A 26,596-nucleotide genomic window follows, 5' to 3' on the forward strand; every position below is an offset into this window, starting at 1 on the left:
TTCCGTTCAGGAGGGGCTCGAGCGTCCGGTCATTTCCCGGGCCATTTCCGTGGCGTAGCTGTCGGTCATGCCGGCGATGAAATCGATCACCTGGAGAAAGGCGCGGTACAGCGGCCACTGCGGGTCGGGCGCGTTGCGTCCGAGCAGGTCGAGGATGCGCCGGTTCTTGAACGACGGCGTATGCCCGCCGTATTGCTCGAGCGCGGCGCCACAGAAGGCGTTGAGGAGGATCTCCAGAGTGGTGTAGGCGCCGATCTCGTGGAGGGTCTTGCGCTTGTCCTGAAAGATCTTTTCCCGCGCGATGGCCTTGGCCCGCTGCACGCAGAGCTTGGCCGGGCCGTGCATGTGTTCCACCAGGTCGCCGGCAAGCTGCCCGGCGAGCAGGGCCTGCTGCTGGTCGACGAAGGCACGGGCGGCGGCATTGGTCAGGTGCTCGATGGCCTTGCCGCGGAGGATCGCCAGCTTGCGCCGGCGGGAGTCCCTGGGGCCGAGTTGGCGATAGGTGTCGGGCAGGTCGTCGCCGACCAGGCCGAGCAACAGCGCCTCGACCTCGCTGTATTCGAGCAGCTCCATTTCCAGGCCGTCTTCGAGGTCGATCAGGCCGTAGCAGATGTCGTCCGCCGCTTCCATCAGGTAGACCAGCGGATGGCGAGCCCAGCGCTCGTCGTCGAGTTGCGGCATGCCGAGCTTATGGGTGATCTGCTCGAGCAGCGGCAGTTCGCTCTGGTAGCAGCCGAACTTGTGCTTCTTGTAGCCCAGCGCTTCGGCGTGGCGCGAGGTCCAGGGGTACTTCAGGTAGGTGCCCAGGGTGGCGTAGGTCAACCGCGTGCCGCCGTCGAACTGGTGGTATTCCAGTTGGGTGAGGACCCGGAAGCCCTGGGCGTTGCCTTCGAAGTGGAGAAAGTCGGAACGCTCGGCGTCGCTCATCTCGTCCAGCCAGCCACGTCCGGCGGCTTGCTGGAACCAGTTGCGGATCGCGTCTTCGCCGGAGTGCCCGAACGGTGGGTTGCCGATGTCGTGGGCCAGGCAGGCCGACTGGACGATGACCCCGAGGTCGCTGGGGTCGCACCACTCGGGTAGTTCCTCGCGGAGGATCTCGCCGACCCGCATGCCCAGCGAGCGGCCGACGCAGGCGACTTCCAGGGAGTGGGTCAGGCGGGTGTGGATGTGATCGTTGCTGGAGACCGGATGGACCTGGGTCTTGCGTCCGAGGCGGCGAAACGCGCCGGAGAAGATGATCCGGTCATGGTCCTTGTGGAAGGCGCTGCGGCCCAGTTCATCGTTGCTGTGTACCGGCTTTCCGAGCCGTTCGCGGGTGAGCAGGGTTTGCCAGTCCATCGGGAATTCCAGGGATGCGCTGAGGCGATGCGGACACGCTAACGGTTTGCCTCGGCAAGCTCAATCGTCGCGTTGGGGAAACGGAGGGCGCCGACCGCTGCCGGTCGGCGCATCCTTCAACGGCCTTTCTGCTTGCGCAGGCCGAGCAACAGCGGGGCCAGGGCGACGCCCAGGCGCAGCAGACGCTGCCAGCGCCCGCCCTTGCCAAGCAGTACGCCCAGCAGTGCGGCTCCGCCGGCGCCCCAGAGCGCCGCATTGCCACCGCCGAACAGTTGCTGGCTGAGGTTGTGGCCCAGCCCCTGGGCCTGGCGGAAGGGTTGCACCAGCAGTTGGCTTTCGCGGCGCAATTGCTGGCGCTGCATTTCCAGGCGCAGGCGGATCACCGCCTTGCGCAATTCGCGACGCGACAGGCCGGTCGCGTTCACCGGTAGTTGGCTCATGCGCGTTTCCTTGTCATGGCAGCAGTCGCTCGCGGTCGTTGGCCAGTTCTTCCAGGGTGGCGCTGAACGGCGAGCTTTCGTCGTTGATCGACTGGTACAGGCGCCAGCCGCAGAACAGCGAGCCGATCACGTAGAACAGGCACAACCCGAGCGCCGCTGCGAGCCGGTTGGTGTCCCAGAACACGATCAGCACCAGCAGCGACAGGCCGACCAGCAGGAGCAGGGCGAATACCAGGGCCAGCCCGGCGAACAGCAGCAGGCGCAGGGTGTTGGCCTTCTGTTCCTGCAGCTCGATGCCGAACAGCTCGACGTGACCGTGCAACAGGCCGAGGAAGGCGGCGCCGAAGCGCCGCAGGGAGGGGCGGCCGTCCGCCGGGTCCTTTCCTTCGCTCATGGCTCAGCGCCGGCTGACCAACAGGCCAAGCAGGAAGCCGACGCCGGCGGCGATGCCGATGCTCTGCCAGGGGTGTTCGCCGACGTACACCTCGGTGGCGTCCACCGCGGCCTGGCTGCGTTCGCGGACGTTGTCCTTCAGCGAGTCCTTGGTGTCGCGCAAGGTGTCGCGAGCGCGCTTGAGGCTGTCGTGGATCTTGCCGCGGATTTCTTCCGCCTGGTCGCCCGCCACGTCGGCGGTGCTTTGCAGGAGTTTCTCGGTATCGGCGACCAGTGCCTGGAATTCAGCCAACAGTTCATCCTTTGCAGCGTTTGCAGTGGTCTTGCGGGGCATGACGAGCTCCTCTGGTCATGGGGTGTGTTTTTTTCGAGCCGAGCGCGGGGCGGAAGGTTCAACCGGTGGGTAATTTCCGCGCGTTGCCGGTCGCTCCCGGCGCTCCTTTCATTAAAGACTGCCACAGCGTGCCTGTCGGCGCGGCTGCGGCGAGATGACGCCCATCCGGCTGCCTCGCAACGGGGCGCGAACTGGTATGGCGCTTGCAATTCCCTGGTGCGCACGTCGGCCGGAATGCCCCTTGCGAGGGCGCCAGGCGCTCCCGGAGGGTACTTCGGGATGAACGTCCAACCCAATGAAAATCAAGGAAAGTCCGGGAGCTTTCCATGCTGCCTCAGGCACCTTGCGAAACGTCCGCCGAAGAAAAGCGGCGGTTCGCACGACGACTACTGCTTCGTCATGGTGCGTTGAAGGACGGGCGTGGGCGTTTCTGGTGCTTTCTCTCTACGCGCGAAGGCTGCCTCAATCCATGGATAACCTGAATAGTGCGGTGCAAGTCCTGATCCACGGCTCCAATACCCTGTTCATCCTGCTCGGAGCGGTGATGGTGCTGGCGATGCACGCCGGCTTCGCCTTCCTCGAGGTGGGCACCGTGCGCCTGAAGAACCAGGTCAACGCCTTGTCGAAGATCCTGTCCGACTTCGCCATCTCGGCGCTGGCCTATTTCTTCGTCGGCTACTGGATCGCCTACGGCGTGACCTTCTTCCACCCGGCGGCGGCGCTGACCGTGGACAGTGGCTATGCGCTGGTGAAGTTCTTCTTCCTGCTGACCTTCGCCGCGGCAATCCCGGCGATCATTTCCGGCGGCATCGCCGAGCGTGCCCGGTTCGGCCCGCAGTTGTGCGCCACGGCGCTGATCGTGGCCTTCGTGTACCCGTTCTTCGAAGGCTTGGTGTGGAACGGCAATTTCGGCTTGCAGGAATGGCTGAAGCTGGAGTTCGGCGCACCTTTCCACGATTTCGCCGGCTCCGTGGTGGTGCATGCGCTGGGCGGCTGGCTGGCATTGGCGGCGGTGCTATTGCTGGGCAGCCGCAACGGTCGCTATCGCGACGGCAAGCTGATGGCGATGGCGCCGTCGAGCATCCCGTTCCTGGCGTTGGGGTCGTGGATCCTGATCATCGGCTGGTTCGGCTTCAACGTGATGAGCGCCCAGACCCTCGCCGGGGTCAGCGGGCTGGTGGCGGTCAACTCCTTGCTGGCGATGGTTGGCGGCACCATGGCGTCGCTGCTGATCGGCCGCAACGACCCGGGCTTCCTGCACAACGGTCCGCTGGCCGGGTTGGTGGCGGTGTGCGCCGGTTCCGACCTGATGCATCCGATCGGCGCGCTGGCTACCGGCCTGGTGGCGGGGGCCCTGTTCGTCTGGGCGTTCACCGCGACCCAGGTGCGCTGGAAGATCGACGACGTCCTCGGTGTCTGGCCGTTGCACGGTCTTTGCGGGGTCTGGGGCGGGATTGCCTGCGGCATCTTTGGCCAGCAGGCATTGGGTGGGCTCGGCGGGGTGAGCCTGGCCAGCCAGGCGCTCGGCAGCCTGCTGGGGGTGACAGTGGCTTTCGCCGGCGGCCTGTTGGTCTATGGGCTGATGAAGGCGCTGCTGGGCATCCGCTTGAGCCAGGAGGAGGAGTACTACGGCGCGGACCTGTCGATCCACAAGATCGGCGCGATCAGCCACGAATGAGGGGGCGGACTTCCTTGGTCCGGCGGGGTATCGGCGGATAACGCCCCAGGCGCTATCCGTCCTGCACGTTGCGAGCGAGGCATCCCGCCATGAAAGAGGCCACCCAAGGGTGGCCTCTTCGTTCCGCCGCGGGGCTCTGGGGAGGGGCGGATGGCCGTAGCGCGGCTATCCGCCGGTCCTGCCGTTACCAGAGCGGCAGCGTGTAGCTGACGATCAGGCGATTTTCGTCGTAGTCGTTGGTGTAGTTGGTGCGCATGGTCGCGTTGCGCCACTTCACCCCGAGGTTCTTCAACGGGCCGCTCTGGAACACGTAGGCGATGTCCATGTCGCGTTCCCATTCCTTGCCTTCGCCCGAGGTGGTCAGCAGGTCGATGTTGTCGCCCTTGACGTAGCGGGTCATGAAGGTCAGGCCGGGAATGCCGACGCCGGCGAAGTTGTAGTCGTAGCGCGCCTGCCAGGATTTCTCGTCCTTGTTGGCGAAGTCGCCGATCTGGATGAAGTTCACCAGGTAGGGGTCGGCGCCGTTGATGTAGGCGAAGCCGGTGTCGCCGCTCATCTTCTGGTAGCCGACGCCGAAGGCGTGGTAGCCGAGGCTGTAGGTGAACATGGCGTTGAGCGCCTTGTTGTCGACGTTGCTGGAGCCGTCGTCGGTGGAGCGCGCCCAGCGGATGTCGGATTTCAGCGACTGCTTGTCGGCGATCGGCAGGGTGTGCACCAGGCCGAGGTAATGCTGCTTGTAGAAGTTGTCGAGCTTGCCGTAGTGGTAGCTGGTGCTGAGGTTGTCGGTCCACTTGTAGCTGCCGCCGGCGAAGTCGAACTTGTCCGAAGTCAGCCCGGAACGGACCACGATGTTGCGCTTGCCGCCGCCGGTGATGGTCATGTCCTCGTTGTCCGAGGAGTCGCGCTGGTTGACCTTCTTCAGGCGCCCGGCGTCGAGGGTCAGGCCGTCGATCTCCATGGAGTTCAGCGCGCCGCCCTGGAAGGTCTGTGGCAGCAGGCGGCTGTCGTTGGGCATGATCACCGGCAGCTTGGGGGTCAGGGTGCCGATCTTCAGGGTGCTCTTCGACGCCCGCAGCTTGGCGGTGATCCCTGCCTCGCCATAGTCGTCCTGGGCGCGGCCGGTCTCGCGGTCGCGCTTGAGCAGGCCGGTGCCGCTGCGGTCGGGGCTGGAGTCGAGCTTCACCCCGAGCAGGCCGATGGCGTCGACGCCGAAACCGATGGTGCCCTCGGTGTAGCCGGACTCGTAGCGCAGGAGGAAGCCCTGGGCCCATTCCTCGGCCTTGGACTGGCTGGCGCCTTCCTGGCGGAAATCACGGTTGAAGTAGAAGTTGCGGAGTTCGATGCTGGCCTTGCTGTCCTTGATGAACTCGGCATGGGCCAGGGTTGGGACGGTAATGCTGGAACCCAGCGTGGCAAAAGCCACGGCACGGGCGATCGGGGTCATGCTCATTGTTATTGTCTCCTCGAGCGCTTGGGGCAGGCCGATGGCGGCGGCGTGACGCCACGTCGGCCTGTGACAGCCCGGTTACTTAAGCACTACAGGAAGACGGCCACTGTTAGACATTAGTCGAGGGTGGCCGCGAATTGGCACGAACCCTGTCTAGGACGGGCTTTCCCGCTATTCCAGCCAGTGCGGGAAGTAGCCCAGGGCGGCCTGAACCCGCGCATCGTGCGCCGGAATCACGCTCAGGCGCGGGTCGCTGCGGAGCAGCAGGCGGATCTTCGCCAGTTGCGCGAGGGTGCGCGCGGGATCGCGATCGACCAGGGCGCGGCCGGCGAAGAATTTCTGCCGTGGGCCTTCGACGCCTTCGAGTCGCCAACTGGTGTCGCCGCTGAAGAACAGCCGGCGCCCGCTGTCGAGGGTGACGAACAGACCGACCGAGCCGGGCGTATGGCCGGGCAGGGGGACCAGCACCAGGCGGCCGTCGCCAAACAGGTCGAGGCTTTCGTCGAAGCCCATGAACGGCTGCGGATCGAAGCTGTAAGGTCGCCAGCGCACGCCATGGCGGAATTGGCTGGGGAAGGCGGCCGGCGGGGTGGCGATGCGGCTGAAGGCGATCTCCTCGTAGGGTGCCCAGACCGGTACTTCGGGGAAGTCGACCAGGCCCGAGGCGTGATCCCAGTGCGCGTGGGACAGCAGGATGCGATCGACGCGGATACCGGCTGCGTCCAGTTGGTCGCGCGCCGGGACGACTTTCTGGTAAGCGAACAGCGGCGCCGCCCACCAGGGCATGTCGGCGCGGAACTGGGCGTCGATGTCGCGCCCCAGGCCAGTGTCGAAGAGCAGGGTGGCGGCATGGTGCTCGATCAGCACCGAGGTATGGCTGAGCGGCACCCGGCGCACCCAGGAGCCGCCGTCGACGGTGAGCGCATCGAGGGTTTCCACTCCCGAGGTGCGCAACAGGGCGACTCGCATTTCCGCCGCCTGCACCGGCAGGACGAGGAGGGCGATCAACAACGAGGCAAGGCGATACAGGAAAGGCATCAAGATTCACCGGCAGGAAGAAAAGGGGATGGCTGGGGCTCGCCGAATGCCAGCGGCAGGCGGCCGCGCCGCCAGCGCCAGCCTGCGGGGCGCAACGCCAGCAGGCGCTCGGCGCCGGCGGGCCAGGGGATGGATGGCTGCGAACCCGGCCAGAACAGCTCGGCCTCGGCGTGCAGGTGCAGCAGGTCGCCGTTGTCGAAATCGATGAACAGGAGGCCGCAGCGAGGCTCCTGGAGCAGGTTGCCGAGGGTATTGAACAGGCGGTTGCCGGCGTAGTCGGGCAACCACAGGCGGCCATCCGCGCCGAGCCGGAGAAAGCCCGGCGGCCCGCCCCGATGGGAGACGTCGACGCCGCCCCTGAGTGGGTCGGCATGCTGGCTGGCGATGAACAGCGTATCGCTGCGCGAGACCAGCGACAGCCAGCGCGGATCGAGTCCTTCGCCCTGCAACGCGGGACTTGCGACCCTGGAGACGGGCTGATGGCTGCGCGCCTGGATGTACTTGGGACAGTTTCCGAAGGATTGCTCGACGCCGACCGTGAAACCCTTTCCGTCCCGTGCCAGGACCCGTCCATTCATGCGGTTGCGGCGGCGGGTCGGCCATTCCAGGCCGAGGATGCCGAGGCGGGTGCCGGCCTCGAGATTGGCCGCCAGCGGATCGTCCGCTTGCGGCAGGCTGTCGATGCGCAGGCGGGTCGGTTCCGGCGAACGGGCGAAGCCGGGGGGGCCCCAGAGCACCGAGGCGCTGGGGTAGCCGTCGGCGTCGAGGCTGCCCACCAGCAACAGCGGTAGCAGGGCGAAGAACTCCCGATGCTGGTCCGGCATGAAGGTGCGGATCGCGCGGCTGCCGAAGCCGGCGACCTGCTCGCGAACGCCGGCGCGTTCCTGGATCGCCAGTTCGCCGGCGTGGAAGGGGCTCTGTTCCTGGCTCATGCTGCCTCCTGCCGAGCTACAGGCCGGGCATCGGGATGTAGCCGGGCAGCGCGCGGATGCGGGCGATCCAGGCGTTCAGCGCCGGGTAGTGGTCCAGCGCCAGGCCGCCCTCGGGGGCCAGGGCCAGGTAGGGGTAGAGGGCCACGTCGGCGATGCTCGGCTGTTCGCCCTGGGCCAGCCAGCGATGCTCGGCCAGGTGCCGCTCGACCAGGCGCAGCACTTCCAGGCCTCGCTGGTGGGTCTGCTCGCGATCCAGCGGCAGGTCGAAGCGGGCGATCAGCCGGGCGCTGGCCGGACCGTTCTGCACCTCGTTGGCCGAATAGCTGAGCCAGTAGGCGATTCGGCCCTGGCTGACGGGGTCGAGCGGATACCACACGGGATCGGCATGGCGTCGCGCCAGATAGACGAGGATGGCATGGGAGTCGCCCAGTTGCAGCTCGCCGTCTTCCAGCACCGGGATCTGCCCGCGGGGATTCATGCGGAGGAAGGCTTGGGTCTTGTGCTCGCGGTTGAGGAAATCGACCGGCCGCAGCGTCGCCTCGCGGCCGATGAGGGAGAGGAACAGGCGGACCTTGTAGGCGTTGCCGGAGAGATCCAGGTCATGGAGTTTCATCTGAGGGTTCCAGGCGGGTATTGGTGCCTGGATATTAGACAGACAGGTCTGTATATTTCAAGGCACGCGTTCGCCTTTTTCCGTCGGTATTCGTCCGGGGAGCGACGCAGAGCGGTTCAAGGGGGCGGCAGGGTCGCGCATAATGGGCCGCTCAGGAGGCTTTCCATGACATCCCGCAAACGCGAGCAACTGCTCAGCACCGCCGTCGACCTGTTCTATCGCGAGGGTTACCACGCCACCGGCATCGACCGCATCCTGGCCGAATCCGGCGTGGCGAAGATGACGCTGTACAAACACTTTCGCTCGAAGGACGAACTGATCATGGCCGCCCTGGAGGTGCGTCGGCAGCGCACCGCCGAACGCATGCTCGAAGCCGAGGCGCGGTTGCAGCCGCGCGCGGTGATCCTGGCGGTGTTCGATGGTCTGCAGGAGTTCCTCCAGGACGAGGCGTTCCGTGGCTGTGCCTTCATCCATGCCGCCGCCGAGTTCCATGAGCGCTCGCATCCGATCCACCGCCAGGCGGCCGAGCAAAAGGCCTTCGTCGAAGCCTACTTCCAGCGCCAGCTGGAGCGCCTGGGCGTGCGTTCGGCGGCACTGCTTGCGCGGCAGTTGCAATACCTGATGGAGGGCGCCCTGGTGATGGCGCACATCCACGGGCCGGCGGACCAGGCCCGTGAGGCCCGGCAGGCGGCCGAAAGTCTGTTGCAGGTCGCTGGCATCTGAGCGCGGGTGCTACCATCGCCGCGAAACACTGCACAGGTCCTTTCGATGCCCCCGGAATGCCAACTCTTCGGAACCCTCTGTTGCCACCTCTGCGAAGTCGCGGAGGCGGTGCTGATGCCCTTCGTCGAACATGGCCTGCTGGTCGAACTGGTGGACATCGCCGACGACGAAGCCTGGGTCGAGCGCTATGGCCTGCGGATCCCGGTGCTGCGCCGCTGCGACAATGGCGCCGAGCTGAACTGGCCGTTCGAGGCCGAGCAGGTCGCAGCCTTCCTCAGCCGCTGATGCCTATTCATTCGCGCTAAGCGCGGCACCGCTGGTAACCCCGCGCGCTATGCGCAAACCGGACTGCGTTCCGCTTCCTTCCCCCATGCCGCGCGGTGCCTGGCTTCGGCGATGCTGGCGAAGCGATGCATAGGCGTTTCTCAATGGTTTTCATAGCCTGAGCCTATTGGCTCGGCAGGCTGCGTTCGGCTAGGCCTAAGGGCGATGGATAAACCCTGAGTTCCCTTCAGGACTGACTGGAAACAGCCGGGAACCCGCGTGGCGCAGGACGCGTCGCAGGTCGTTCGGTCCGCTGTCGCGGACCGCCGGGGTGTGGGGTCGGGACGACGAGGCTCGGCGTTTCCTCATAACGAAAGAGGACGCCTGATGAAAACGCCCGCCTGGACGCGCCATGCCCTCTGGGTCATGCCGCTCGCCCTGGGGCTGCAATCCGCCGTGGTCGCGGGGGATGAGCAGCCAAGCAAGACTTCCAGCTATTCGCCGGTGGTGATCAACGAGGACTTCGCCACCATCATGAAGCGCATGACGGCGAACAAGCCGTCGATCGAGCAGGCCCACAAGACGCTTCTCGAGCAGCGTTACGATCTCAGCGACAGGCCGGCCAAGGGTGCCAGCATGACGCGCGGCAAGCCGCTGCAGGAAGGGGTCCGGGTGAAGCTGCCGGCCGGCACCAGCTGGGAGGAGCTGGCCAGGCTGAGCCCCGAGGAAATCCGCAAGCAGGGGCTGTTCCCCGGTGGCTTCCTGCCGCTGCCACACCCCAACCATGCCGAAGGCGGGATGGTCTTTCCCAAGTTCCTCATCGACGAGATCAAGCGCCAGGAAAGCCGCGACCTGACCCGTTTCGACCTTGACTACGACCTGCCGGACCACTTCCTGCCGGAATTCCCGGCACCGATGTTCCTTACCACCCGGCCTGACCTGGGCGATGTGTCCAAGGGCAAGCTGGTGACCATCGACAACTATTTCGAGCTGTTCAACGGGATTCTCAATCCCAAGCAACTGGAAGGGCTGCGCCTGCTGCTAACGGCCTTTCCGCAGCAGCAGTTCAACCTCACCGACGATCGCCGTAGCGAGCATCCGAGCCGCGGCGTGGCCTGCTTCGACTGCCATGCGAACGGCCACACCAATGCCGCTACCCACCTGGCCGGCGACGTGCGCCCGCAGCCGTTCCGCCACCGCATCGACACGCCGACGCTGCGCGGGGTGAACATCCAGCGGCTGTTCGGCTCGCAGAGGGCGCTGAAGACCGTCGAGGACTTCACCGAGTTCGAGCAGCGTGCCGCCTACTTCGACGGCGACCCGGTAATCGCCACCAAGAAGGGGGTGAACGTGCTCGAGCGTGGCAGTCAGGTGCATTTCATGGGTGAGTTCCAGGCGCTGCTGGACTTCCCCCCGGCACCGAAGCTGGATGTGGAGGGGCGGCTCGATCCGCGCAAGGCCAGCGAGCAGGAATTGCGTGGCGAAAAGCTGTTCTACGGCAAGGCGGCCTGCGCCGGGTGTCATGCGCCGCCTTACTTCACCGACAACCTGATGCACAACCTGAAGGTGGAGCGCTTCTACGATCCGAAACTGGTCAATGGCGTGATGGCGTCCGCCGACGGGCCGATCAAGACCTTCCCGTTGCGCGGGATCAAGGATTCGCCGCCGTACCTGCACGACGACCGCCTGCTGACCCTGGAGGACACGGTGGAGTTCTTCAACCTGGTGCTGGAGCGCAAGCTGTCCGCGGAAGAGAAGGGCGACCTGGTGGCCTACCTGCGTACCCTGTGAGAAAGACCGAATCGCAGGCAATAAAAAACCCGCCGTTGAGGCGGGTTTTTCGGGATATGGTCGGAGCGACTGGATTCGAACCAGCGACCTTCTCGTCCCGAACGAGACGCGCTACCAAGCTGCGCTACGCTCCGTTTTGTTGGGGCGCATTCTACAGAAAAAGTTTTGGTACACAAGGGGTTAGATGAACTTTTTTTCGAGCCCCGGTTTCCCCGGGCGGAAAAGCAAAGACCCCGTCGCTCGTTCGAGTCGACGGGGTCTTCAGGAAAACCTGTTACGCGACGGTATCAGAGTTCCTTGACGGTGCGGACCTGGTCCTTGTTCACGCGGGCGCGCTTGCCGTCGAGCTGTTCGAACTCGTAGAAGCCGGAATCCTCGTCATAGGAAGGGGTGTCTACGGCCTGGATTTCACGTCCGTCGTTGAGGGTGATCACGGTAGGGCTGGAACAACCCGCGAGGGCGCCGAGGCCTACGGCGAGGAGGAGGGCGGGTAGCATCCGCTTGATCATTGCGCAGTTCTCCTGTGCGGTCAGACTTTGAAGTTACGAGTTTCTGACAGACGAGTTCTAGGAAGAGTTCCCCCTAAAAACGAGTGTTCCCCCCACCTTCGAGAAAATTCGACTCGACGTCCCTTCCGTTTTACTTCAGTTCGCGGTGATTAGCCAACAGCTCGGGGGTGTTCAGGTTGGCCAGCCGCGGATCGCCCGCGGCCAGCTCGATGGCCTCCGCGCCAAGCGGCAACAGGACGTGGCGTGGGCTACGGTCGCCCTGGCGCCAGGCGTGTTCTATCTCTTCGGCCAGGTGCGTCGGGATCAGGCTGAACAGCGGTTCCCACTGGCCGCCGCAGCGCAGCATCCAGGGGCGCGCCGGTGTGCGGCCGGCGGCCTGCAGCAGGGTTTCCAGCAAGGCGCGGTCGATGCGCGGCGCGTCGCAGGGCAGCACCAGCAGCCAGGGATGCCGGGCCACCGCCAGGCCGGCGCGGATGCCGGCGAGCGGGCCGGGGAAGTCTCGGCTGTCGTCGCTCACCAGGCGGTCGGCATAGGCCGCATAGCGTTCCTGGTTGCGGTTGCAGGAGACGATCAGGTCATCGGTGAGCGGGCGCACCAGGCGATGCAGGTGGGCGATCAGGGGCAGGCCCTGCCACTCGATCAGGCCCTTGTCGCGACCGCCCATGCGCTGGCCGCGGCCTCCCGCCAGGAGAAGGATGGAGCAGGGGGGCAGGGCGCTATCGGGCATCTGGGGTCTCCGTGTCGGGCCTGTGATATAACACCGCGATCACGTCCACAAGCAAGGGCCAACCCCATGAGCCACAAGGCCGAAACGGCATTCGTGCCGTTGAACATCGCCGTCCTGACCGTCAGCGATACCCGTACCCTGGAAACCGATACCTCAGGCCAGTTGTTCGTCGACCGCCTGACCGAGGCCGGGCACAACCTGGCCGCTCGCGTGCTGCTGAAGGATGACCTGTACCGGATCCGCGCACAGGTCGCGACCTGGATCGCCGAGGACAGCGTGCAGGTCGTGCTGATCACCGGCGGCACCGGTTTCACCGGCCGCGACAGCACCCCGGAAGCGGTGGCCTGCCTGCTGGACAAGCAGGTGGACGGCTTCGGCGAGCTGTTCCGGCAGATTTCGCTGGCCGACATCGGTACCTCCACCATCCAGTCGCGGGCCCTGGCCGGGCTTTCCAACGGTACCCTGGTCTGTTGCCTGCCGGGCTCCACCAATGCCTGCCGCACTGCCTGGGAAGGCATCCTCGTCGAGCAACTGGACGCCCGTCATCGCCCGTGCAACTTCGTCCCGCACCTGAAACAGGCGGCGCCCTGCGAGAGCCGCGGGTGAGCGGCTGCTGCGAACAGCCGGGGCTGATGCCGGTCGAGACGGCGCTGGAACGGCTCCTCGAACTGGCCGCGCAAACGCCTATCGATACGTGTGAGCAGGTGCCCCTGGAGCAGGCTGGCGGCCGCGTGCTGGCGGTCGACCTGCTGGCCGGCCTGGACCTGCCGCCGTGGCCAAACAGCGCCATGGACGGCTACGCCTTGCGCCTCGCCGACTGGAACGGCGAGCCACTGCCGGTCAGCCAGAAGATCTTTGCCGGACAGGCGCCGGAGCCGCTGCAAGCGGGTACCTGTGCGCGGATCTTCACCGGTGCGCCGCTGCCGGAAGGCGCCGATCTGGTAGAGATGCAGGAAAACGCCGAAGCGCTCGACGATGGCCGCGTGCGCTTCACCCAGCCGTTGCGCGCGGGCCAGCATGTGCGCCCGCGTGGCCAGGAAATCCGCCAGGGCGACCTGGTCCTGCCGGCCGGCACGCGCCTGCGCTCCATCGAACTGGGGCTGGCGGCTTCGCTCGGCTGCGCGGCCCTGGAGGTGCGACGCAAGCCGCGGGTGGCGCTGCTGTCCACCGGCGACGAGCTGGTCGAGGCGGGCCAGCCGCTGCAGGCCGGGCAGATCTACAACAGCAACCGTCCGTTGCTCAAGGATTGGCTGCAACGCCTGGGCTGCGACGTGCTCGACGCCGGTATCCTTCCCGACGACCTGGCACGTACCCGCGAGCGCCTGGCCGGGTTGGCCGGGGTGGACCTTATCCTTTCCACTGGCGGCGTATCGGTGGGCGAGGCCGACTTCCTCGGCATGGCGCTGCGCGAAGCCGGCGAGCTGACCCTCTGGAAGCTGGCGATAAAACCCGGCAAGCCGCTGACCGTCGGCCAGTTCCAGTGCATCCCGGTGATCGGCCTGCCGGGCAATCCGGCTTCGACCCTGGTCACCTTCGCCCTGCTGGCGCGTCCCTACCTGCTGCGCCGGCTCGGCGTGGCGCAGGTCGCGCCGCTGCGGGTGGAGGTACCGGCCGGCTTCGCCTGGACCAAGGCGGGGCAGCGTCGCGAGTACCTGCGTGGTCGCCTGGAGCAGGGCCGCGCGGTGCTCTATCCGAACCAGAGTTCCGGGGTACTGCGCAGCGCTTCCTGGGCCGAGGGGCTGGTGGAGGTCCGCGAGGGACGTACCCTCGTGGAAGGCGAGGGCGTGGCGTTCATTCCGCTGAGCGAACTGCTCGACTGAGCCGACGGTGGCCGGATGGCCGCCGTTCTCATTGCGCCGCCGGCTCCTTCCGCCGTTGCCGGTACTCGCCGGGCGTCTGCCCGGTCCAGCCCTTGAAACTGCGATGGAACGAGCGGGACTCGGTGAAGCCCAGGTACTGGGCGATGTCCTGGATCGGCAGCTCGCTATGCAGCAGGTAGTGCTCGGCCAGTTCGCGGCGCAGTTCGTCGAGGGTCTGCTGGTAGCTGCTGCCGGCTTGCTGCAGGTGTCGTTGCAGGGTGCGTACGGTCATGCCGAACTTCTCCGCCACCCGTTCCTTGCGCGGCAGGCCGTCCTTGAGTAGCTGGCGCAGGGCGTTCTTCACCCGCAGCGGCAGCGGCTCGTCATCGTCCAGCTCGGCCATCAGCGCCAGGGCATGTTCTTCCAGGGTGCGCAGCAGCGTCGCGTCGGCCTGGCGCAGCGGCAGCGCCAGGTAGTCCAGTGGTACCAGCAGCGCCGAACAGGGTTGGGTGAAGCGCACCGGACAGCCGAAGAAGGTCTCGTAGTCTTCCACGCGGGTTCCGTCCGGCAGGTCGTGTTCCAGCCAGACCTCGTCCGGCGAACCTTCCAGGTCGGCGATCCAGCGCGCGTAGAGGACCCAGGAAGCCAGGACGTGCTCGACCATGTGGCGCCGTACCAGGGGTGTCTGGTGGCGGCAGTTCCAGATCAGCCGGACCTGCCCGCCGGCCGCCTCGATGCGGCTGGTGCCCATGTCGCCGACCAGCTTCTCGTAGGGCGTGATGCGGCTCATGGCCTCGCCCAGGGTGGCGCAGTTCATCGCGATGTAGCCGAGCACGCTCCAGGAGCCGGGCTGGACGAAGCGCGCCGAATGCAGGCCGAACAGGGGATCGCCGGAATGCTCGCAGAAATAGCCGAGCAGGCGCTCGTGGGCTTCGCCCGGCAGGCGCTGGCGATTGTCGTTGAGCTGGTCGGCCTGGAGGCCGGCGGCGGCCAGGGCAGGGGCGATGTCCAGGCCGAGCCGTTCGGCGTGGCGCAGGTACTTCAGCAGGGCCGGAACCGAGGTGGAGCCAAGGGTCTGCATGGTCGTTGTTCTTGTCGTGGCGGGTGGAACAGGCCGTCCGGCGTGCGTGCCGGCTGTCTTGATCGGTCACAGGGAGTGTCTCGATCCGACAGTGACAGGCGAGGGCGGCTGGCTAGTATAGGCAGCCAGAAAGGTTCCGATAAACAGGTTGCCGCGACAAGCGAGGGGAGAGGTTCATGCGTCGTTGGAATGGCTGGGGCGAAGAAAGCACCGTGGTCGAATTGCCGGACAGCGCCCGTGGGTTCCTGGCGGAACTGGTCGGGCAGGGCGCACGCTTGCCGGACGCCAGCCTGGAGGCGGCGCTGGCGAAGGTCCCGGCGTCGCGCCTGGAGGCCGATCCGCGCTACAGCATCGACCCCCGTGAGCGTCTGCTGCATGCCCGCGGGCAGAGCCTGCCGGACTGGCTGGCGATGCGCGAGGGCGACTTCGGCGTCTACCCGGACGCCGTGGCCTATCCGGAAACCGCCGAGCAGATCCGCGAGTTGCTGGCCCTGGCCGACTCCCGCGACCTGCAACTGATTCCCTATGGCGGCGGTACTTCCGTGGCCGGCCATATCAATCCGCAAGCCTCGCGGCGGCCGGTACTGACGGTCTCGCTGGAGCGTATGAACCGCCTGCTCGATCTGGACCGCGAGAGCCTGGTCGCGACCTTCGGCCCCGGCGCCGCCGGCCCGCAGGTGGAGAGCCAGTTGCGTGCGCTGGGCTACACGCTCGGGCATTTCCCGCAGTCCTGGGAGTTGTCGACCCTCGGCGGCTGGGTCGCCAGCCGCTCCAGTGGCCAGCAGTCGCTGCGCTACGGGCGGATCGAACAACTTTTCGCCGGCGGGACCCTGGAGACCTTCGCCGGGCCGCTTGAAATCGCTACCTTCCCGGCATCCGCGGCGGGACCGGACCTGCGCGAACTGGTGCTGGGCTCTGAGGGACGCTTCGGGATCATTTCCTCGGTGAAGGTGCGGGTCTCGCCGCTGGCCGAGGACGAGCGCTTCTACAGCGTCTTCCTGCCGAACTGGCAGCAGGCCCAGCAAGCCACCCGCGAGCTGGCCCAGGCGCGCGTGCCGCTGTCGATGCTGCGCCTGTCCAACGCCGTGGAAACCATGACCCAACTGGCCCTGGCCGGCCATCCCGGACAGATCGCCTGGCTGGAGAAATACCTGGCACTGCGCGGCGCGGGCGAGGGCAAGTGCATGCTGACCTTCGGCGTGACTGGCAACCGTCGGCAGAACGGATTGTCGTTGAGCCAGGCGAAGGCCTTGCTGAAACGCTTCGGCGGGGTCTTCACCGGCACCCTGCTGGGGCGCAAGTGGGCGCAGAACCGCTTCCGCTTCCCCTACCTGCGCGAGGCCCTGTGGCAGGCGGGCTACGCCGTGGACACCCTGGAGACCGCCACCGACTGGAGCAACGTCGACGGCCTGCTGCAGAAGATCGAGGCCAGCCTGCGCGACGGCCTGGCCGCCGAGGGCGAGAGGGTCCATGTGTTCACCCACCTCTCGCATGTCTATGGCGAGGGGTCGAGCATCTATACCACCTACGTGTTCCGTCCGGCCGCGAGCTATGCGGCGACGCTGGAGCGCTGGAAGCGTCTCAAGCATGCGGCCAGCCAGGCGATCGTCGACAATCGCGGCACCATCAGCCACCAGCATGGCGTCGGCAAGGACCACGCACCCTACCTGCCCCGCGAGAAGGGCGAACTGGGCGTCGCCGCGCTGCGTGCCATGGCCGGTCACTTCGACCCGGCCGGGCGGCTCAACCGCGGCACCCTGCTGCAGGACTGAGCGGAATGACTTCAGCCTGGAACGAGGAGTGGCGTTGCCGCCGCCTGCCGGCGCTGGCGGGGCAGGAGTGGGACCTGATCGTGGTCGGCGGCGGCATCAGCGGTGCCGGCATCCTCCGCGAAGCCGCGCGGCGCGGCTGGCGCTGCCTGCTGCTGGAGCAGCGGGACTTCGCCTGGGGCACCTCGAGTCGCTCGTCGAAGATGGTCCATGGTGGCCTGCGCTACATCGCCAAGGGCCAGTGGCGGCTGACCCGCGACTCGGTGCGCGAGCGCCAGCGGCTGCTCGGCGAGGCGCCTGGGCTGGTGGAGCCGTTGAGCTTCGTGATGGCCCACTACCGCGGCGGCTTTCCCGGCCCGCGGCTATTCGGCGGCCTGCTGAGCGTCTACGACGCCCTTGCCGGGCGGCGCAACCACCGTTTCTACGACGCCGCCGCGTTGCGCTATCTGGCGCCGGGCCTGAAGGAACAACGGCTGCTCGGCGGCACGCGTTTCTTCGATGCGGTGACCGACGATGCGCGCCTGGTGCTGCGGGTGCTGGCCGAGGCGCGTCACGACGGCGGCGAGGCATTCAACGGCATGCGTGTGCGCGAATTGCTGCGCGAGGGCGGCCAGGTGGTCGGCCTGCGCGCCGAGGATCGCGAGAGCGGCGAGCTTCTCGACTTTCGCTGCCGCGCCCTGGCGGTGGCCACCGGGGCCTGGGCCGATGAGTTGCGCCAGCCCGGCGGAAGCGAGCACATCCGCCCGCTGCGCGGCAGCCATCTATTGCTGCCGGCCTGGCGCCTGCCGGTGGCCCATGCCTTCAGCTTCATGCACGCCACGGACCGGCGACCGGTGTTCGTGTTCCCCTGGGAGGGCGCGACGGTGGTCGGCACCACCGATCTCGACCATCGCGACGGCCTTGGGGAGGACGCGCGGATCAGCCGCGCCGAACTCGACTACCTGCTGGCGGCCTGCGCCCAGCAGTTTCCCGCCGCTGCCATCGAGGCGTGCGACGTGCTGTCGACCTGGGCCGGCGTGCGACCGGTGGTCAGCAGCGGCGACGACAGCGGCAAGCCTTCCGACGAGAAACGCGAGCATGTGCTCTGGCGCGAGCCGGGCTGCGTGACCCTGGCCGGCGGCAAGCTGACCACCTTCCGGCCGCTGGCGGTGGAGGTGCTACAAGCCTGCGCGCCGCTGCTCGGGCGCACGGTCACGGACGATGGCGCGGCGGTGTTCGGCGCCTGCGAAGGCCCGCTCATCGACGGGCTCGGCAGCGGCCAGCGACGCCGCCTGGCCGGTCGCTACGGACGCGACCTGGTCCGCCTCAAGCGGCTGGTGGACACCCTCGGAACGGACTGCGTGGGTGCCAGCGAAACGCTCTGGGCCGAACTGGCGTTCGCCGCCGAGGCGGAAATGGTGCTGCATCTCGACGACCTGCTGTTGCGCCGCACCCGCCTCGGCCTGCTGTTGCCCGGAGGCGGCGCGGCATACCTGCCGCGTATCCGCGCACTCTGCCAAGCGCGCCTGGGCTGGGACGACCCGCGCTGGGAACGTGAGCAACAGGCCTATCTGGACCTCTGGCGCCGGCACTACAGCCTGCCCGTCTGACCAGCCGAGACGAGAACGAGATGAACGACAAGAACTATCTGCTGGCGATCGACAATGGCACCCAGAGCGTGCGCGCCCTGCTGTTCGACTTGCAGGGCAACCTGCTGGGCAAGGGCAAGGTGGAGCTGGAGGCCTACTACTCGAAGCATCCGGGCTGGGCCGAACAGGACCCCGAGTACTACTGGGCGATGCTCGGCGAGGCCTGTCGGCGGCTCTGGGACCAGGTGGACATCGATCGCGGGCTCATCCGCGGGGTGTCGCTGACCACCCAGCGCGGTACGGTGATCCACGTCGATGCCGAGGGCAGGCCGTTGCGTCCGGCGATCCTCTGGCTCGACCAGCGCCGGGCGGAGGTCCGCGAGCGCATCAGGGGGCCGTGGGGCTGGCTGTTCAAGCTGGTCGGCGCCGAGGGCGCGGTGGAGCATTTCCGCGCCCAGGCCGAGGTCAACTGGGTGGCCCAGGAGCAGCCGGAGATCGCCGCGAAGACGGACAAGGTGTTGCTGCTTTCCGGCTTTCTCAGCCACCGCCTGACCGGCCGTTTCGTCGATTCGGTGGGGTGCTGCGTAGCCTACCTGCCGTTCGACTACAAGCGCCTGCGCTGGGCCGCCCCGCGCGACTGGAAATGGCAGGCGCTGGCGGTACGCCGCGAGCAGTTGCCGGAGCTGTTCAAGCCGGGCGAGCGGCTCGGCGAGATCAGCGCCGAGGCCAGCAGGCACACCGGCATTCCGCAAGGCCTGCCGTTGATCGCCGCGGGGGCCGACAAGGCCTGCGAGGTGCTCGGCGCAGGTGCGCTGGAGCCCACCATCGCCTGCCTCTCCTACGGCACCACGGCGACCATCAACACCACTCGCGCCCGCTACCTGGAAACCGTGCCGCTGATTCCACCCTATCCGGCGGCGATTCCCGATCATTTCAATACCGAGGTGATGATCTATCGCGGCTACTGGATGGTCAGCTGGTTCAAGCGCGAGTTCGGCTTGCGCGAGATGCAGCAGGCGCGCGAGCAGGGGGTCGAGCCGGAGCAACTGTTCGACGAACTGGTCAACGGCGTGCCGCCCGGCTCGATGGGCCTGACCCTGCAACCCTACTGGTCGCCGGGAATCCGCGAACCGGGACTGGAGGCCAAGGGGGCGATGATCGGTTTCGGCGACGTGCATACCCGGGCGCACATCTACCGGGCCATCCTCGAGGGCCTGGCCTATGCCCTGCGCCAGGGCAAGGAGCGCATCGAGAAGCGTTCGGGCACGCCGATCGTGCGCCTGCGCGTGGCCGGCGGCGGCTCGCAGAGCGACGCGGCGATGCAGCTCACCGCCGACATCTTCGGCCTGCCGGCCGAGCGCCCGCATGTCTACGAGGCGTCCGGCCTGGGTGCGGCGATCGACTGCGCGGTGGGGCTCGGCCTCTATCCGGACGTCGCCAGCGCGGTGGCCGGGATGACCCGCGTCGGCCGGGTTTTCCTGCCCCAGGCGGAAGCCCGGCAGATCTACCAGCGGCTCTATGGCGAGGTCTACCTGCGCATGTATCGCCAGTTGCGCCCGCTCTACCGCAGCATTCGCGAGATTACCGGCTACCCTGCCTGAACCGGGCGCCGCACTTCCGTCCCGGATACGCGGTCAATAGGCAAAGACAAGGCCACGACGAGGGGTTCGGTTCGATGGACAAGGACAAGGTTCTGCTGGTCCTGCATGGCAAGCAGGCGGGCAACGAAGAGGTTCGTGCCGCGGTCGCGGCGCAGCGCGAGGCCGGACGGGAGCTGGCGGTGCGAGTAACCTGGGAGGACGGCGACGCCCGGCGCATCGTCGAGGAGGCGCTGGCGGCCGGCTATGCGACGCTGGTCGCCGGCGGTGGCGACGGCACGCTGCGCGAGGTGGCCGAAGCGCTGGCGCGCGGGCGAGGCGAGGCGAGCCTGGCGATCCTGCCGCTGGGCACCGCCAACGATTTCGCCCGCGCCGCCGGGATTCCCCTGGAACCGGCCGCGGCGCTGGCGCTGCTCGACCAGACGGCGCGGCCGATCGACCTGGGCGAGGTGAACGGCAAGCTGTTCCTCAACATGGCCACTGGCGGCTTCGGTTCGAAGGTCACGGCGAATACCTCGGAGGACCTGAAGAAGGTTCTCGGCGGTGCCGCCTACCTGTTGACCGGGTTGACCCGTTTTTCCGAAGTGCATGCCGCCCAGGGCCGTTTCAGCGCCCCGGACTTCCAGTGGGAAGGCGAGTTCCTCGCCCTGGGCATCGGTAACGGGCGCCAGGCCGGCGGCGGACACGTACTGTGTCCGCAAGCGCGAGTGGACGACGGCCTGCTGGACGTGAGCATCCTGCCGACGCCGCAGGACATGGTCGGTACCCTGGGCACCCTGCTCGGCGGTGGCAACGGAGTGGAAAGCCTGTTCGTCCGCGCGCGGGTGCCATGGCTGGAAGTGGAGGCGGCGGAAGGTCTCGACGTCAATCTCGACGGCGAGCCGCTGGAGGGACGCAAGCTGCGTTTCTCGGTTTCCCCGGGCGCGCTGCGCGTGCACTTGCCGGCCGGTTCGCCGTTGTTGCGCGAGCCGCCGCGCGAGGACTGAGGGCGGGGCCGACTGATCCGCTGCCTGGAGTGGCGTCTGTGTCTTGTCGGCCTTTCCCGCGACACCGTATAACAGCATCTTTCCACCAAGGATGCTGGTTCCATGTTCCGTCTCTCCGCGCTGTACCGCTATCCGATCAAGTCTTCCGCCGCCGAGTCCCTGGAGCGCGTCGCGCTCGATGCGCTGGGCGTGGTCGGCGACCGACGCTGGATGGCGGTGGACACCGAAACCGGACGTTTCTTCACCCAGCGCCTGCTGCCGCAGCTGGGGCGTATCCAGGCGCGCTGGGCGGCGCCGGAGGTCCTGCGGCTGAATGCGCCGGGGATGTCCGAGCTGAGCCTCGAAGTACCGGCAGCCGACGCCAACCTGCGTGGCGTCACGGTCTGGCGCGATACCTTGCAGGCGCCGGATGCCGGCGACGCCGCAGCGGATTGGCTGACGCGCTTCCTCGGCCGCCCGACGCGCCTGGTGCACATTCCCGAGGCGCGCGCGCGGCAGGTCGATACCGGCTACGCCGAACCGGGGCAGAAGGTGCATTTCGCCGACGGTTTCCCGCTGCTGCTGATCGGCCAGGCTTCGCTCGACGACCTCAGCCAGCGGGTCGGCCGGCCGTTGGAGATGCTGCGCTTCCGTCCCAACCTGGTGGTGGAAGGCAGTGCCGCGTTCGCCGAGGACGGCTGGAAACGCATCCGCATCGGCTCGGTCGAGTTCGTCGTGGCCAAGCCCTGTTCCCGCTGCATCCTCACCACCCTGGACCCGGCGACCGGCGAGCGCAACGAGGACCGCGAGCCGCTGACGACCCTGAAGACCTACCGGGAAAAGGATGGCGCGGTGCTGTTCGGGCAGAACCTGATTGCGCTGGGACAGGGCAGCCTGGAGGTGGGGATGCCGGTGGAAATCCTCGACTGAGGAACGGTCGCCCGCCGTTGCGGCGGGCGGCCATTGCCGGCGATCAGAGCTTGGCGTCGACGCAACCGGTGCTCAGGCACTCGCGCTCGCGTTCGCGGAGGAAGTCGAGGCGCTGGCGGGTCTTCTCGGTGGCGCAGTCGAGATTGACGAAATAACCGTTGTCCTTGCTTTCGCTGCAGGCCGCGTCGCGCTCCTTGATCCAGGCGATCTGGCTCTTCTTCAGCAGGGCTTTCTGGCCGTCGTTCAGGTGCTTGCGCAGGGTGCCGAACTGCTGGTTCAGCTCGCGGTCGGCCTGGGAAAACTCGCCGCTGCGGCAATACACGCTGTCGAAGGCGTTGCGCGGCGTACCGCAGGCGTCGGCGGCCAGGGCGCCGTCGGCGAGCAGCAGGCTGGAGGCGGCGAGCAGGGCGGTAGCGAGGGGCTTGTTCATCTTGAGGTCCTTTTCAAGGTACTGGAAAGGCCCGGGCGTCCGGGCCGGGTTGGGGGTCAGAGATCGTCGAAGTAGCGTTCGTGCCAGTCGACGATGGGCTGCGGTGCATTGAGCTTCTGCCCGTAGATCACCGCATAGGACAGCACGTTCTGCACGTACTGGCGAGTCTCGTCGAACGGAATGGTCTCGATCCACACGTCGAAGGCCAGGTGGCGGGTATCTTTCAGCCACTGGCGGACGCGGCCCGGACCGGCGTTGTAGGCGGCCGAGGCGAGTACCCGGTTGCCGTTGAACTGGCCATGCACCTGGCTCAGGTAGGCGGCGCCGAGGCGGATGTTGACGTCGGGCACGATCAGTTGCTGGGTCGAGGCCAGCGGGATGCCGAACTTGCGCGAGGTCTCCTTGGCGGTGCCGGGCATCAGCTGCATCAGCCCGGTGGCGCCGACTCCGGAACGGGCATCGGACATGAACGCGCTTTCCTGCCGGGTGATGGCGAAGATCCAACTGGAGTGCAGGCCGCGGTTCTTCGCTTCGCGCACCAGGGTGGCGCGGTGCGCCATCGGGAAGCGGATGTCCAGGTCGTCCCAGTACTGCGCCTGGCTGATCGAGCGGATCGCCGGGAAATACCACTGCATGTCGTAGGCCAGCCTGGCCTGGGCGATCAGCTCGTCGCGATCGAACAGGCGCGCGGCGTGGTACCACTCGCGGCGGGCGTTGATCACTTCGCCACGGTTGAAGAACTCCATGGCCCGGCGCGTGCTGGCGGCGTTGCGTACGCGTTGCAGGACGCGCGGGTCGATGTGCGCAGGGCGGTTGCCGAGCTTGTACGGCACGCTCAGGCGGTCGGCGGCGAGGAAGCCGTAGAAGTCGCGCTCGCCGGCGAGCTTCTGGTACAGCGCGATCGGCTCCTTGCTGTTCGGCTGTGCCAGTTGCAGGCTGCGTGCCTGCCAATAGCGCCAGCGGCTGGTGGCGGCGAGATCCTGGGGCAGCGTGCGGGTCAGCGCATAGGCTTCGTCCCAGCGGCCCAGGCGCAGCAGCAGGCGGGTGCGCCATTCGGTGACGGTGTTGTCGCGCAGGCCGGGATCGTACTGGGTCATCAGCGGCAGTGCACGCGGATCGAAGCGCTTGGCCAGGCTGAGACCGATCTCGCGGGCGATGGCGACCTTCTCGTCGCTGGAGAAGGGTAGCGCCGAGCTGTAGTAGTCGAGCAGGCTCAGGGCCTTTTCCGGGTCCTGCCGCGCCAGGCGGCGCAGGCCGAGACCGACCACGTCGGCGGTGGCATGGTCGCGCTGGCTGAAGCGGCCGGTCTGGCTCAGCTGGGCGGGGTTCTGCGCCACGCTGACCATCAGCGCGCCCTGGTTGCCGAGGGTCGGCAGGCGCTGCGCGAGGTGCGAGGCGAGGCTGTAGTTGCGCGCTTCGGCGGCCAGCTTGAGGCGTTTCCAGACCTTTTCCTCGGTGAGCTGGCCTTCGCCCTGCCAGAGGCCGAACAGGGTGTCGCAGGCAGCCGGCTGCGACTTGCCGACCAGCCACAGGCGTTCGCTGGTGGCGTAGCCTTCGGCCTTCTGGCCGTGGCCCAGCTGGTACTGGCCATACAGGCAGTCGAGTTCGGTGAAGTTCAGCTTCGGATCGTAGTAGTTGACGAAGGTCTTCCAGTCGCCGCGGTCGGCCAGCAGGCGCAGCCAGCGCAGTTTCAGCCAGCCGATCTGCGGCAGGTCGCCGTGTTCGGTGAGGAAGCGCTCGACCTCCTCGTTGCTGGCGGTCTTCAGCCGGTGGGTCAGCTCGTCGTAGGCCAGGTAGGGTTCCAGCGGGTAATCGCGCAGGGCGCTGCGCGAGGCCATGTAGGGCGCGCTGTTGCCCTTGGCCAGGGCGGCCTTGGCCTGGTCGTAGAGACGGCGTTGTTCGGTCAGGGAAGCGGCGTGGACCGCGTCGACGGAGGAAATACTGAGCAAAAGGCAGGAAACGAGAGTGAACAGGCGACCGCGCATGACTTATCCGGGCAGGTGATGTCGGGTAACGTCGGCAGGTCCGCAACGGCTGCCTACGGGCGTTTCGACCGCTCGCGGGACTGGCGCGCGACCGCTGTCGCGGGGCGCGCCCGAAGCCGGGCGGATGGCTCGCCTAAGCTTAGCCGTTGCGGCATGGCGGTGAAAGCGCCGTGCCATCCGATGCCTATCCGGCGTAAAATGCGCGCCCTGTTTCCGGAGGCGCCCATGACCCTGCTCAAGTTCACCGATGTATCCCTTGCCTTTGGCACCACTCCCTTGCTGGACAAGGTGTCGTGGCAGATCGGCCGTGGCGAGCGGGTCTGCGTGATCGGGCGCAACGGTACCGGCAAGTCCAGCCTGTTCAAGGTGGTCAAGGGCGAACAGCAGGCCGACGACGGCGAAGTCTGGCGCGCACCGGCGCTGAAGATCGGCGAATTGCCCCAGGAACTGCCGCGTGCCGACGAACGGACAGTGTTCGACGTGGTGGCCGAGGGTCTGGCGGAAGTCGGCAAGCTGCTCGCCGAGTACCACCACCTGAGCCTGAACATCGATACCGACGATGACCTGGCGCGCCTCTCGCGGGTCCAGCAGGAACTCGAGGCGCGCGATGGCTGGCGCCTGCAGCAACTGGTGGACAGCACCCTCAGCCGCCTGCAGTTGCCGGCCGACAAGACCCTCGCCGAACTCTCCGGCGGCTGGCGTCGGCGCGTGCTGCTGGCCCAGGCGCTGGTCGCCGAGCCGGACCTGCTGCTGCTCGACGAACCGACCAACCACCTGGACATCGGCGCCATCGCCTGGCTCGAGGAAGCGCTGCTGGGCTTCAACGGCGCGGTGCTGTTCATTACCCACGACCGCGCCTTCCTGCAATCCCTGGCGACCCGCATCCTCGAGCTGGATCGTGGCCACCTGATCGACTGGAACGGCGATTACGCCAGTTTCCTGGTGCACAAGGAACAGCAACTGGCCGCCGAAGAAGCTGCCAACGCATTGTTCGACAAGCGCCTGGCCCAGGAAGAAGTGTGGATCCGCCAGGGCATCAAGGCCCGCCGCACGCGCAACGAAGGGCGGGTTCGGGCACTGAAGGAAATGCGTCGCGAACGCGCCGAGCGCCGCGAGCGCCAGGGCAAGGCCAGCTTCCAGCTGGAAAGCGCGGACAAGTCCGGCAAGCAGGTGATCGTGGTGGAGCACGTCAGCTTCGCCCATCCCGGCGGCCAGCCGCTGGTACGCGACTTCTCCATGGTCCTGCAGCGCGGCGACCGTATCGGCCTGCTCGGCGCCAACGGTACCGGCAAGACCACCTTGCTCAAGCTGCTGCTTGGCGACCTGCAGCCGACCTCGGGCAAGATCGAGGTGGGCACCAAGCTGGAAGTGGCCTACTTCGACCAATTGCGCCATCAGCTCGAACCCGAGCAGACGGTGATCGACAATATCTCCGAAGGCCGCGAGTTCATCACCATCGACGGCCAGAACCGGCATGTGCTCAGCTATCTCGGCGACTTCCTGTTCAGTCCGCAGCGCGCCCGCACCCCGGTGAAGGCGTTGTCCGGCGGCGAGCGCGCGCGCCTGTTGCTGGCCAAGCTGTTCAGCAAGCCGGCCAACCTGCTGGTGCTCGACGAACCGACCAACGACCTCGACGTGGAAACCCTGGAACTGCTGGAGGAAGTCCTGCTCGGCTTCCAGGGCACCGTGCTGATGGTCAGCCACGATCGGGCCTTCCTCGACAACGTGGTGACCAGCACCCTGGTCTTCGAGGGCGAGGGCAAGGTTCGCGAATTCGTCGGTGGCTACCAGGACTGGCTGCGCCAAGGGGGCACGCCGCGCCTGCTCGGCGTGAGCGAGTCGAAGAGCGGCAAGGCCGAGCTGAATACCGCGCTGGCGCCCGCCGCCGAACCCGCGCCGGCTGCTGCGGCGCCGAGCGAGGCGCCGGCGAAGAAAAAGCTCAGCTACAAGTTGCAGCGCGAGCTGGAGGCCTTGCCCGGGCAGATCGACGCGGTCGAGGCGGAGCTGGCGGGTGTCCAGGAAACCATCGCGCAGCAGGATTTCTATCTGCGCCCGCAGGACGAGCAGCGCGAAACCCTGGCGCGGCTGGACGCGTTGCAGCAGGAACTCGATGCCTTGCTCGAGCGCTGGGCCGAACTGGAAGACTGATCCATCTCGAAAAAAGTGAGCTGCATCAATGTGATAGCGGCTCATCTCGATGATCCTTGCGGGCCTTGCCGGCGGTGGGTGCAGTCCCCCGTCGGT

Annotated in this window: 25 protein-coding genes and 1 tRNA gene; 12 read left to right on the top strand and 14 right to left on the bottom strand. The window is 67.1% G+C overall.

From position 1 onward, the window contains the following. Positions 1–6 precede the first annotated feature (6 nt). The 4 genes from VQ067_RS10315 to VQ067_RS10330 all read right to left on the bottom strand — a co-directional run bounded on the left by VQ067_RS10315 (position 7) and on the right by VQ067_RS10330 (position 2,505). The gene (locus VQ067_RS10315) at positions 7–1,338 is read right to left on the bottom strand and encodes a deoxyguanosinetriphosphate triphosphohydrolase (RefSeq protein WP_003091265.1); all 1,332 of its coding nucleotides are present in this window, start codon (positions 1,336–1,338) and stop codon (positions 7–9) included. A 116-nt stretch (positions 1,339–1,454) separates the two neighbouring features. Continuing rightward, positions 1,455–1,778, bottom strand: a complete 324-nt coding sequence (locus VQ067_RS10320; protein ID WP_003103249.1) for a hypothetical protein — start codon at positions 1,776–1,778, stop codon at positions 1,455–1,457. Positions 1,779–1,791: 13 nt separating this feature from the next. Then, positions 1,792–2,172, bottom strand: a complete 381-nt coding sequence (locus VQ067_RS10325) for a phage holin family protein (protein ID WP_003091263.1) — start codon at positions 2,170–2,172, stop codon at positions 1,792–1,794. Between the two features lie 3 nt (positions 2,173–2,175). Beyond that, positions 2,176–2,505 carry a DUF883 family protein gene (locus VQ067_RS10330; protein WP_003091262.1) on the bottom strand — a complete coding sequence of 110 codons (330 nt, stop codon included), beginning with the start codon at positions 2,503–2,505 and terminating at the stop codon, positions 2,176–2,178. A 469-nt stretch (positions 2,506–2,974) separates the two neighbouring features. Here VQ067_RS10330 and VQ067_RS10335 point away from each other — a divergent pair, with 469 nt between their 5' ends. After that, positions 2,975–4,183, top strand: a complete 1,209-nt coding sequence (locus tag VQ067_RS10335; RefSeq protein WP_023095388.1) for an ammonium transporter — start codon at positions 2,975–2,977, stop codon at positions 4,181–4,183. A gap of 184 nt (positions 4,184–4,367) precedes the next feature. Here the strand turns inward: VQ067_RS10335 and opdQ are convergent, their stop codons facing one another. The 4 genes from opdQ to VQ067_RS10355 all read right to left on the bottom strand — a co-directional run bounded on the left by opdQ (position 4,368) and on the right by VQ067_RS10355 (position 8,213). Continuing rightward, positions 4,368–5,633, bottom strand: coding sequence for a porin OpdQ (gene opdQ, locus VQ067_RS10340; RefSeq protein WP_009313808.1), 1,266 nt, complete (start codon positions 5,631–5,633; stop codon positions 4,368–4,370). Positions 5,634–5,801: 168 nt separating this feature from the next. Then, positions 5,802–6,668: an MBL fold metallo-hydrolase gene (locus VQ067_RS10345; protein WP_023875104.1), complete on the bottom strand. Its 867-nt coding sequence runs from the start codon at positions 6,666–6,668 to the stop codon at positions 5,802–5,804. Further along, positions 6,668–7,600 carry a pyridoxamine 5'-phosphate oxidase family protein gene (locus VQ067_RS10350; RefSeq protein ID WP_016263268.1) on the bottom strand — a complete coding sequence of 311 codons (933 nt, stop codon included), beginning with the start codon at positions 7,598–7,600 and terminating at the stop codon, positions 6,668–6,670. The genes VQ067_RS10345 and VQ067_RS10350 overlap by 1 nt, the downstream gene beginning before the upstream one ends. A 16-nt stretch (positions 7,601–7,616) precedes the next feature. Beyond that, the gene (locus VQ067_RS10355) at positions 7,617–8,213 is read right to left on the bottom strand and encodes a glutathione S-transferase family protein (RefSeq protein WP_003091251.1); all 597 of its coding nucleotides are present in this window, start codon (positions 8,211–8,213) and stop codon (positions 7,617–7,619) included. Between the two features lie 165 nt (positions 8,214–8,378). On the opposite strand from VQ067_RS10355, the gene VQ067_RS10360 reads away from it, so the two are divergent. From VQ067_RS10360 to VQ067_RS10370, 3 genes are all read left to right on the top strand, one after another. Beyond that, entirely contained in the window at positions 8,379–8,936 is a 558-nt protein-coding gene (locus tag VQ067_RS10360; RefSeq protein WP_003138570.1) for a TetR/AcrR family transcriptional regulator, read from the top strand. 45 nt (positions 8,937–8,981) lie between these two features. Continuing rightward, on the top strand, positions 8,982–9,221 hold the full coding sequence (locus VQ067_RS10365; protein ID WP_317951518.1) for a glutaredoxin family protein: 240 nt from the start codon (positions 8,982–8,984) through the stop codon (positions 9,219–9,221). Between the two features lie 366 nt (positions 9,222–9,587). Continuing rightward, positions 9,588–10,991 (top strand): cytochrome b6, encoded by a 1,404-nt coding sequence (locus tag VQ067_RS10370; protein WP_009876767.1) that lies wholly within the window; start codon positions 9,588–9,590, stop codon positions 10,989–10,991. 57 nt (positions 10,992–11,048) lie between these two features. On the opposite strand, the gene VQ067_RS10375 is transcribed toward VQ067_RS10370, so the two are convergent. From VQ067_RS10375 to mobA, 3 genes are all read right to left on the bottom strand, one after another. Beyond that, positions 11,049–11,125 (bottom strand) — tRNA-Pro (locus tag VQ067_RS10375). 153 nt (positions 11,126–11,278) lie between these two features. Continuing rightward, positions 11,279–11,500 carry a YgdI/YgdR family lipoprotein gene (locus VQ067_RS10380; RefSeq protein WP_003091247.1) on the bottom strand — a complete coding sequence of 74 codons (222 nt, stop codon included), beginning with the start codon at positions 11,498–11,500 and terminating at the stop codon, positions 11,279–11,281. A 130-nt stretch (positions 11,501–11,630) separates the two neighbouring features. Further along, positions 11,631–12,227, bottom strand: coding sequence for a molybdenum cofactor guanylyltransferase MobA (mobA, locus tag VQ067_RS10385; protein WP_003109495.1), 597 nt, complete (start codon positions 12,225–12,227; stop codon positions 11,631–11,633). Positions 12,228–12,293: 66 nt separating this feature from the next. Between mobA and moaB the strand changes: the two genes are divergently transcribed. Both moaB and VQ067_RS10395 read left to right on the top strand, forming a co-directional pair. Further along, positions 12,294–12,833 carry a molybdenum cofactor biosynthesis protein B gene (gene moaB, locus VQ067_RS10390; RefSeq protein WP_003091240.1) on the top strand — a complete coding sequence of 180 codons (540 nt, stop codon included), beginning with the start codon at positions 12,294–12,296 and terminating at the stop codon, positions 12,831–12,833. Next, entirely contained in the window at positions 12,830–14,047 is a 1,218-nt protein-coding gene (locus VQ067_RS10395) for a molybdopterin molybdotransferase MoeA (RefSeq protein WP_033990440.1), read from the top strand. Before moaB ends, VQ067_RS10395 begins: the two co-directional genes overlap by 4 nt. A gap of 28 nt (positions 14,048–14,075) precedes the next feature. Here the strand turns inward: VQ067_RS10395 and gliR are convergent, their stop codons facing one another. Beyond that, positions 14,076–15,107, bottom strand: coding sequence for an AraC family transcriptional regulator GliR (gliR, locus tag VQ067_RS10400; RefSeq protein WP_003091237.1), 1,032 nt, complete (start codon positions 15,105–15,107; stop codon positions 14,076–14,078). Positions 15,108–15,283: 176 nt separating this feature from the next. On the opposite strand from gliR, the gene VQ067_RS10405 reads away from it, so the two are divergent. From VQ067_RS10405 to VQ067_RS10425, 5 genes are all read left to right on the top strand, one after another. Further along, the gene (locus VQ067_RS10405; RefSeq protein WP_003162439.1) at positions 15,284–16,879 is read left to right on the top strand and encodes an FAD-binding oxidoreductase; all 1,596 of its coding nucleotides are present in this window, start codon (positions 15,284–15,286) and stop codon (positions 16,877–16,879) included. Between the two features lie 5 nt (positions 16,880–16,884). Further along, positions 16,885–18,465 carry a glycerol-3-phosphate dehydrogenase/oxidase gene (locus tag VQ067_RS10410; RefSeq protein WP_033990443.1) on the top strand — a complete coding sequence of 527 codons (1,581 nt, stop codon included), beginning with the start codon at positions 16,885–16,887 and terminating at the stop codon, positions 18,463–18,465. 20 nt (positions 18,466–18,485) lie between these two features. Further along, positions 18,486–20,045 carry an FGGY-family carbohydrate kinase gene (locus VQ067_RS10415; RefSeq protein ID WP_003109491.1) on the top strand — a complete coding sequence of 520 codons (1,560 nt, stop codon included), beginning with the start codon at positions 18,486–18,488 and terminating at the stop codon, positions 20,043–20,045. A 74-nt stretch (positions 20,046–20,119) separates the two neighbouring features. Next, entirely contained in the window at positions 20,120–21,028 is a 909-nt protein-coding gene (gene yegS / locus VQ067_RS10420) for a lipid kinase YegS (RefSeq protein WP_003091230.1), read from the top strand. A gap of 102 nt (positions 21,029–21,130) precedes the next feature. Then, a complete protein-coding gene (locus VQ067_RS10425) occupies positions 21,131–21,937 on the top strand; it encodes an MOSC domain-containing protein (protein ID WP_003113973.1) in 807 nt (268 codons plus the stop codon). 43 nt (positions 21,938–21,980) lie between these two features. On the opposite strand, the gene VQ067_RS10430 is transcribed toward VQ067_RS10425, so the two are convergent. Together VQ067_RS10430 and slt are read right to left on the bottom strand one after the other, a co-directional pair. Further along, a complete protein-coding gene (locus VQ067_RS10430) occupies positions 21,981–22,367 on the bottom strand; it encodes a lysozyme inhibitor LprI family protein (RefSeq protein ID WP_003091225.1) in 387 nt (128 codons plus the stop codon). A 56-nt stretch (positions 22,368–22,423) separates the two neighbouring features. After that, positions 22,424–24,352, bottom strand: coding sequence for a lytic transglycosylase Slt (gene slt, locus VQ067_RS10435; protein ID WP_033990444.1), 1,929 nt, complete (start codon positions 24,350–24,352; stop codon positions 22,424–22,426). Between the two features lie 225 nt (positions 24,353–24,577). Between slt and VQ067_RS10440 the strand changes: the two genes are divergently transcribed. After that, the gene (locus tag VQ067_RS10440) at positions 24,578–26,500 is read left to right on the top strand and encodes an ATP-binding cassette domain-containing protein (protein ID WP_033990445.1); all 1,923 of its coding nucleotides are present in this window, start codon (positions 24,578–24,580) and stop codon (positions 26,498–26,500) included. The last annotated feature ends 96 nt before the right edge of the window (positions 26,501–26,596 follow it).

This window comes from Pseudomonas sp. KBN12P06040 (assembly GCF_037574965.1).
Lineage (GTDB): Bacteria > Pseudomonadota > Gammaproteobacteria > Pseudomonadales > Pseudomonadaceae > Pseudomonas > Pseudomonas aeruginosa.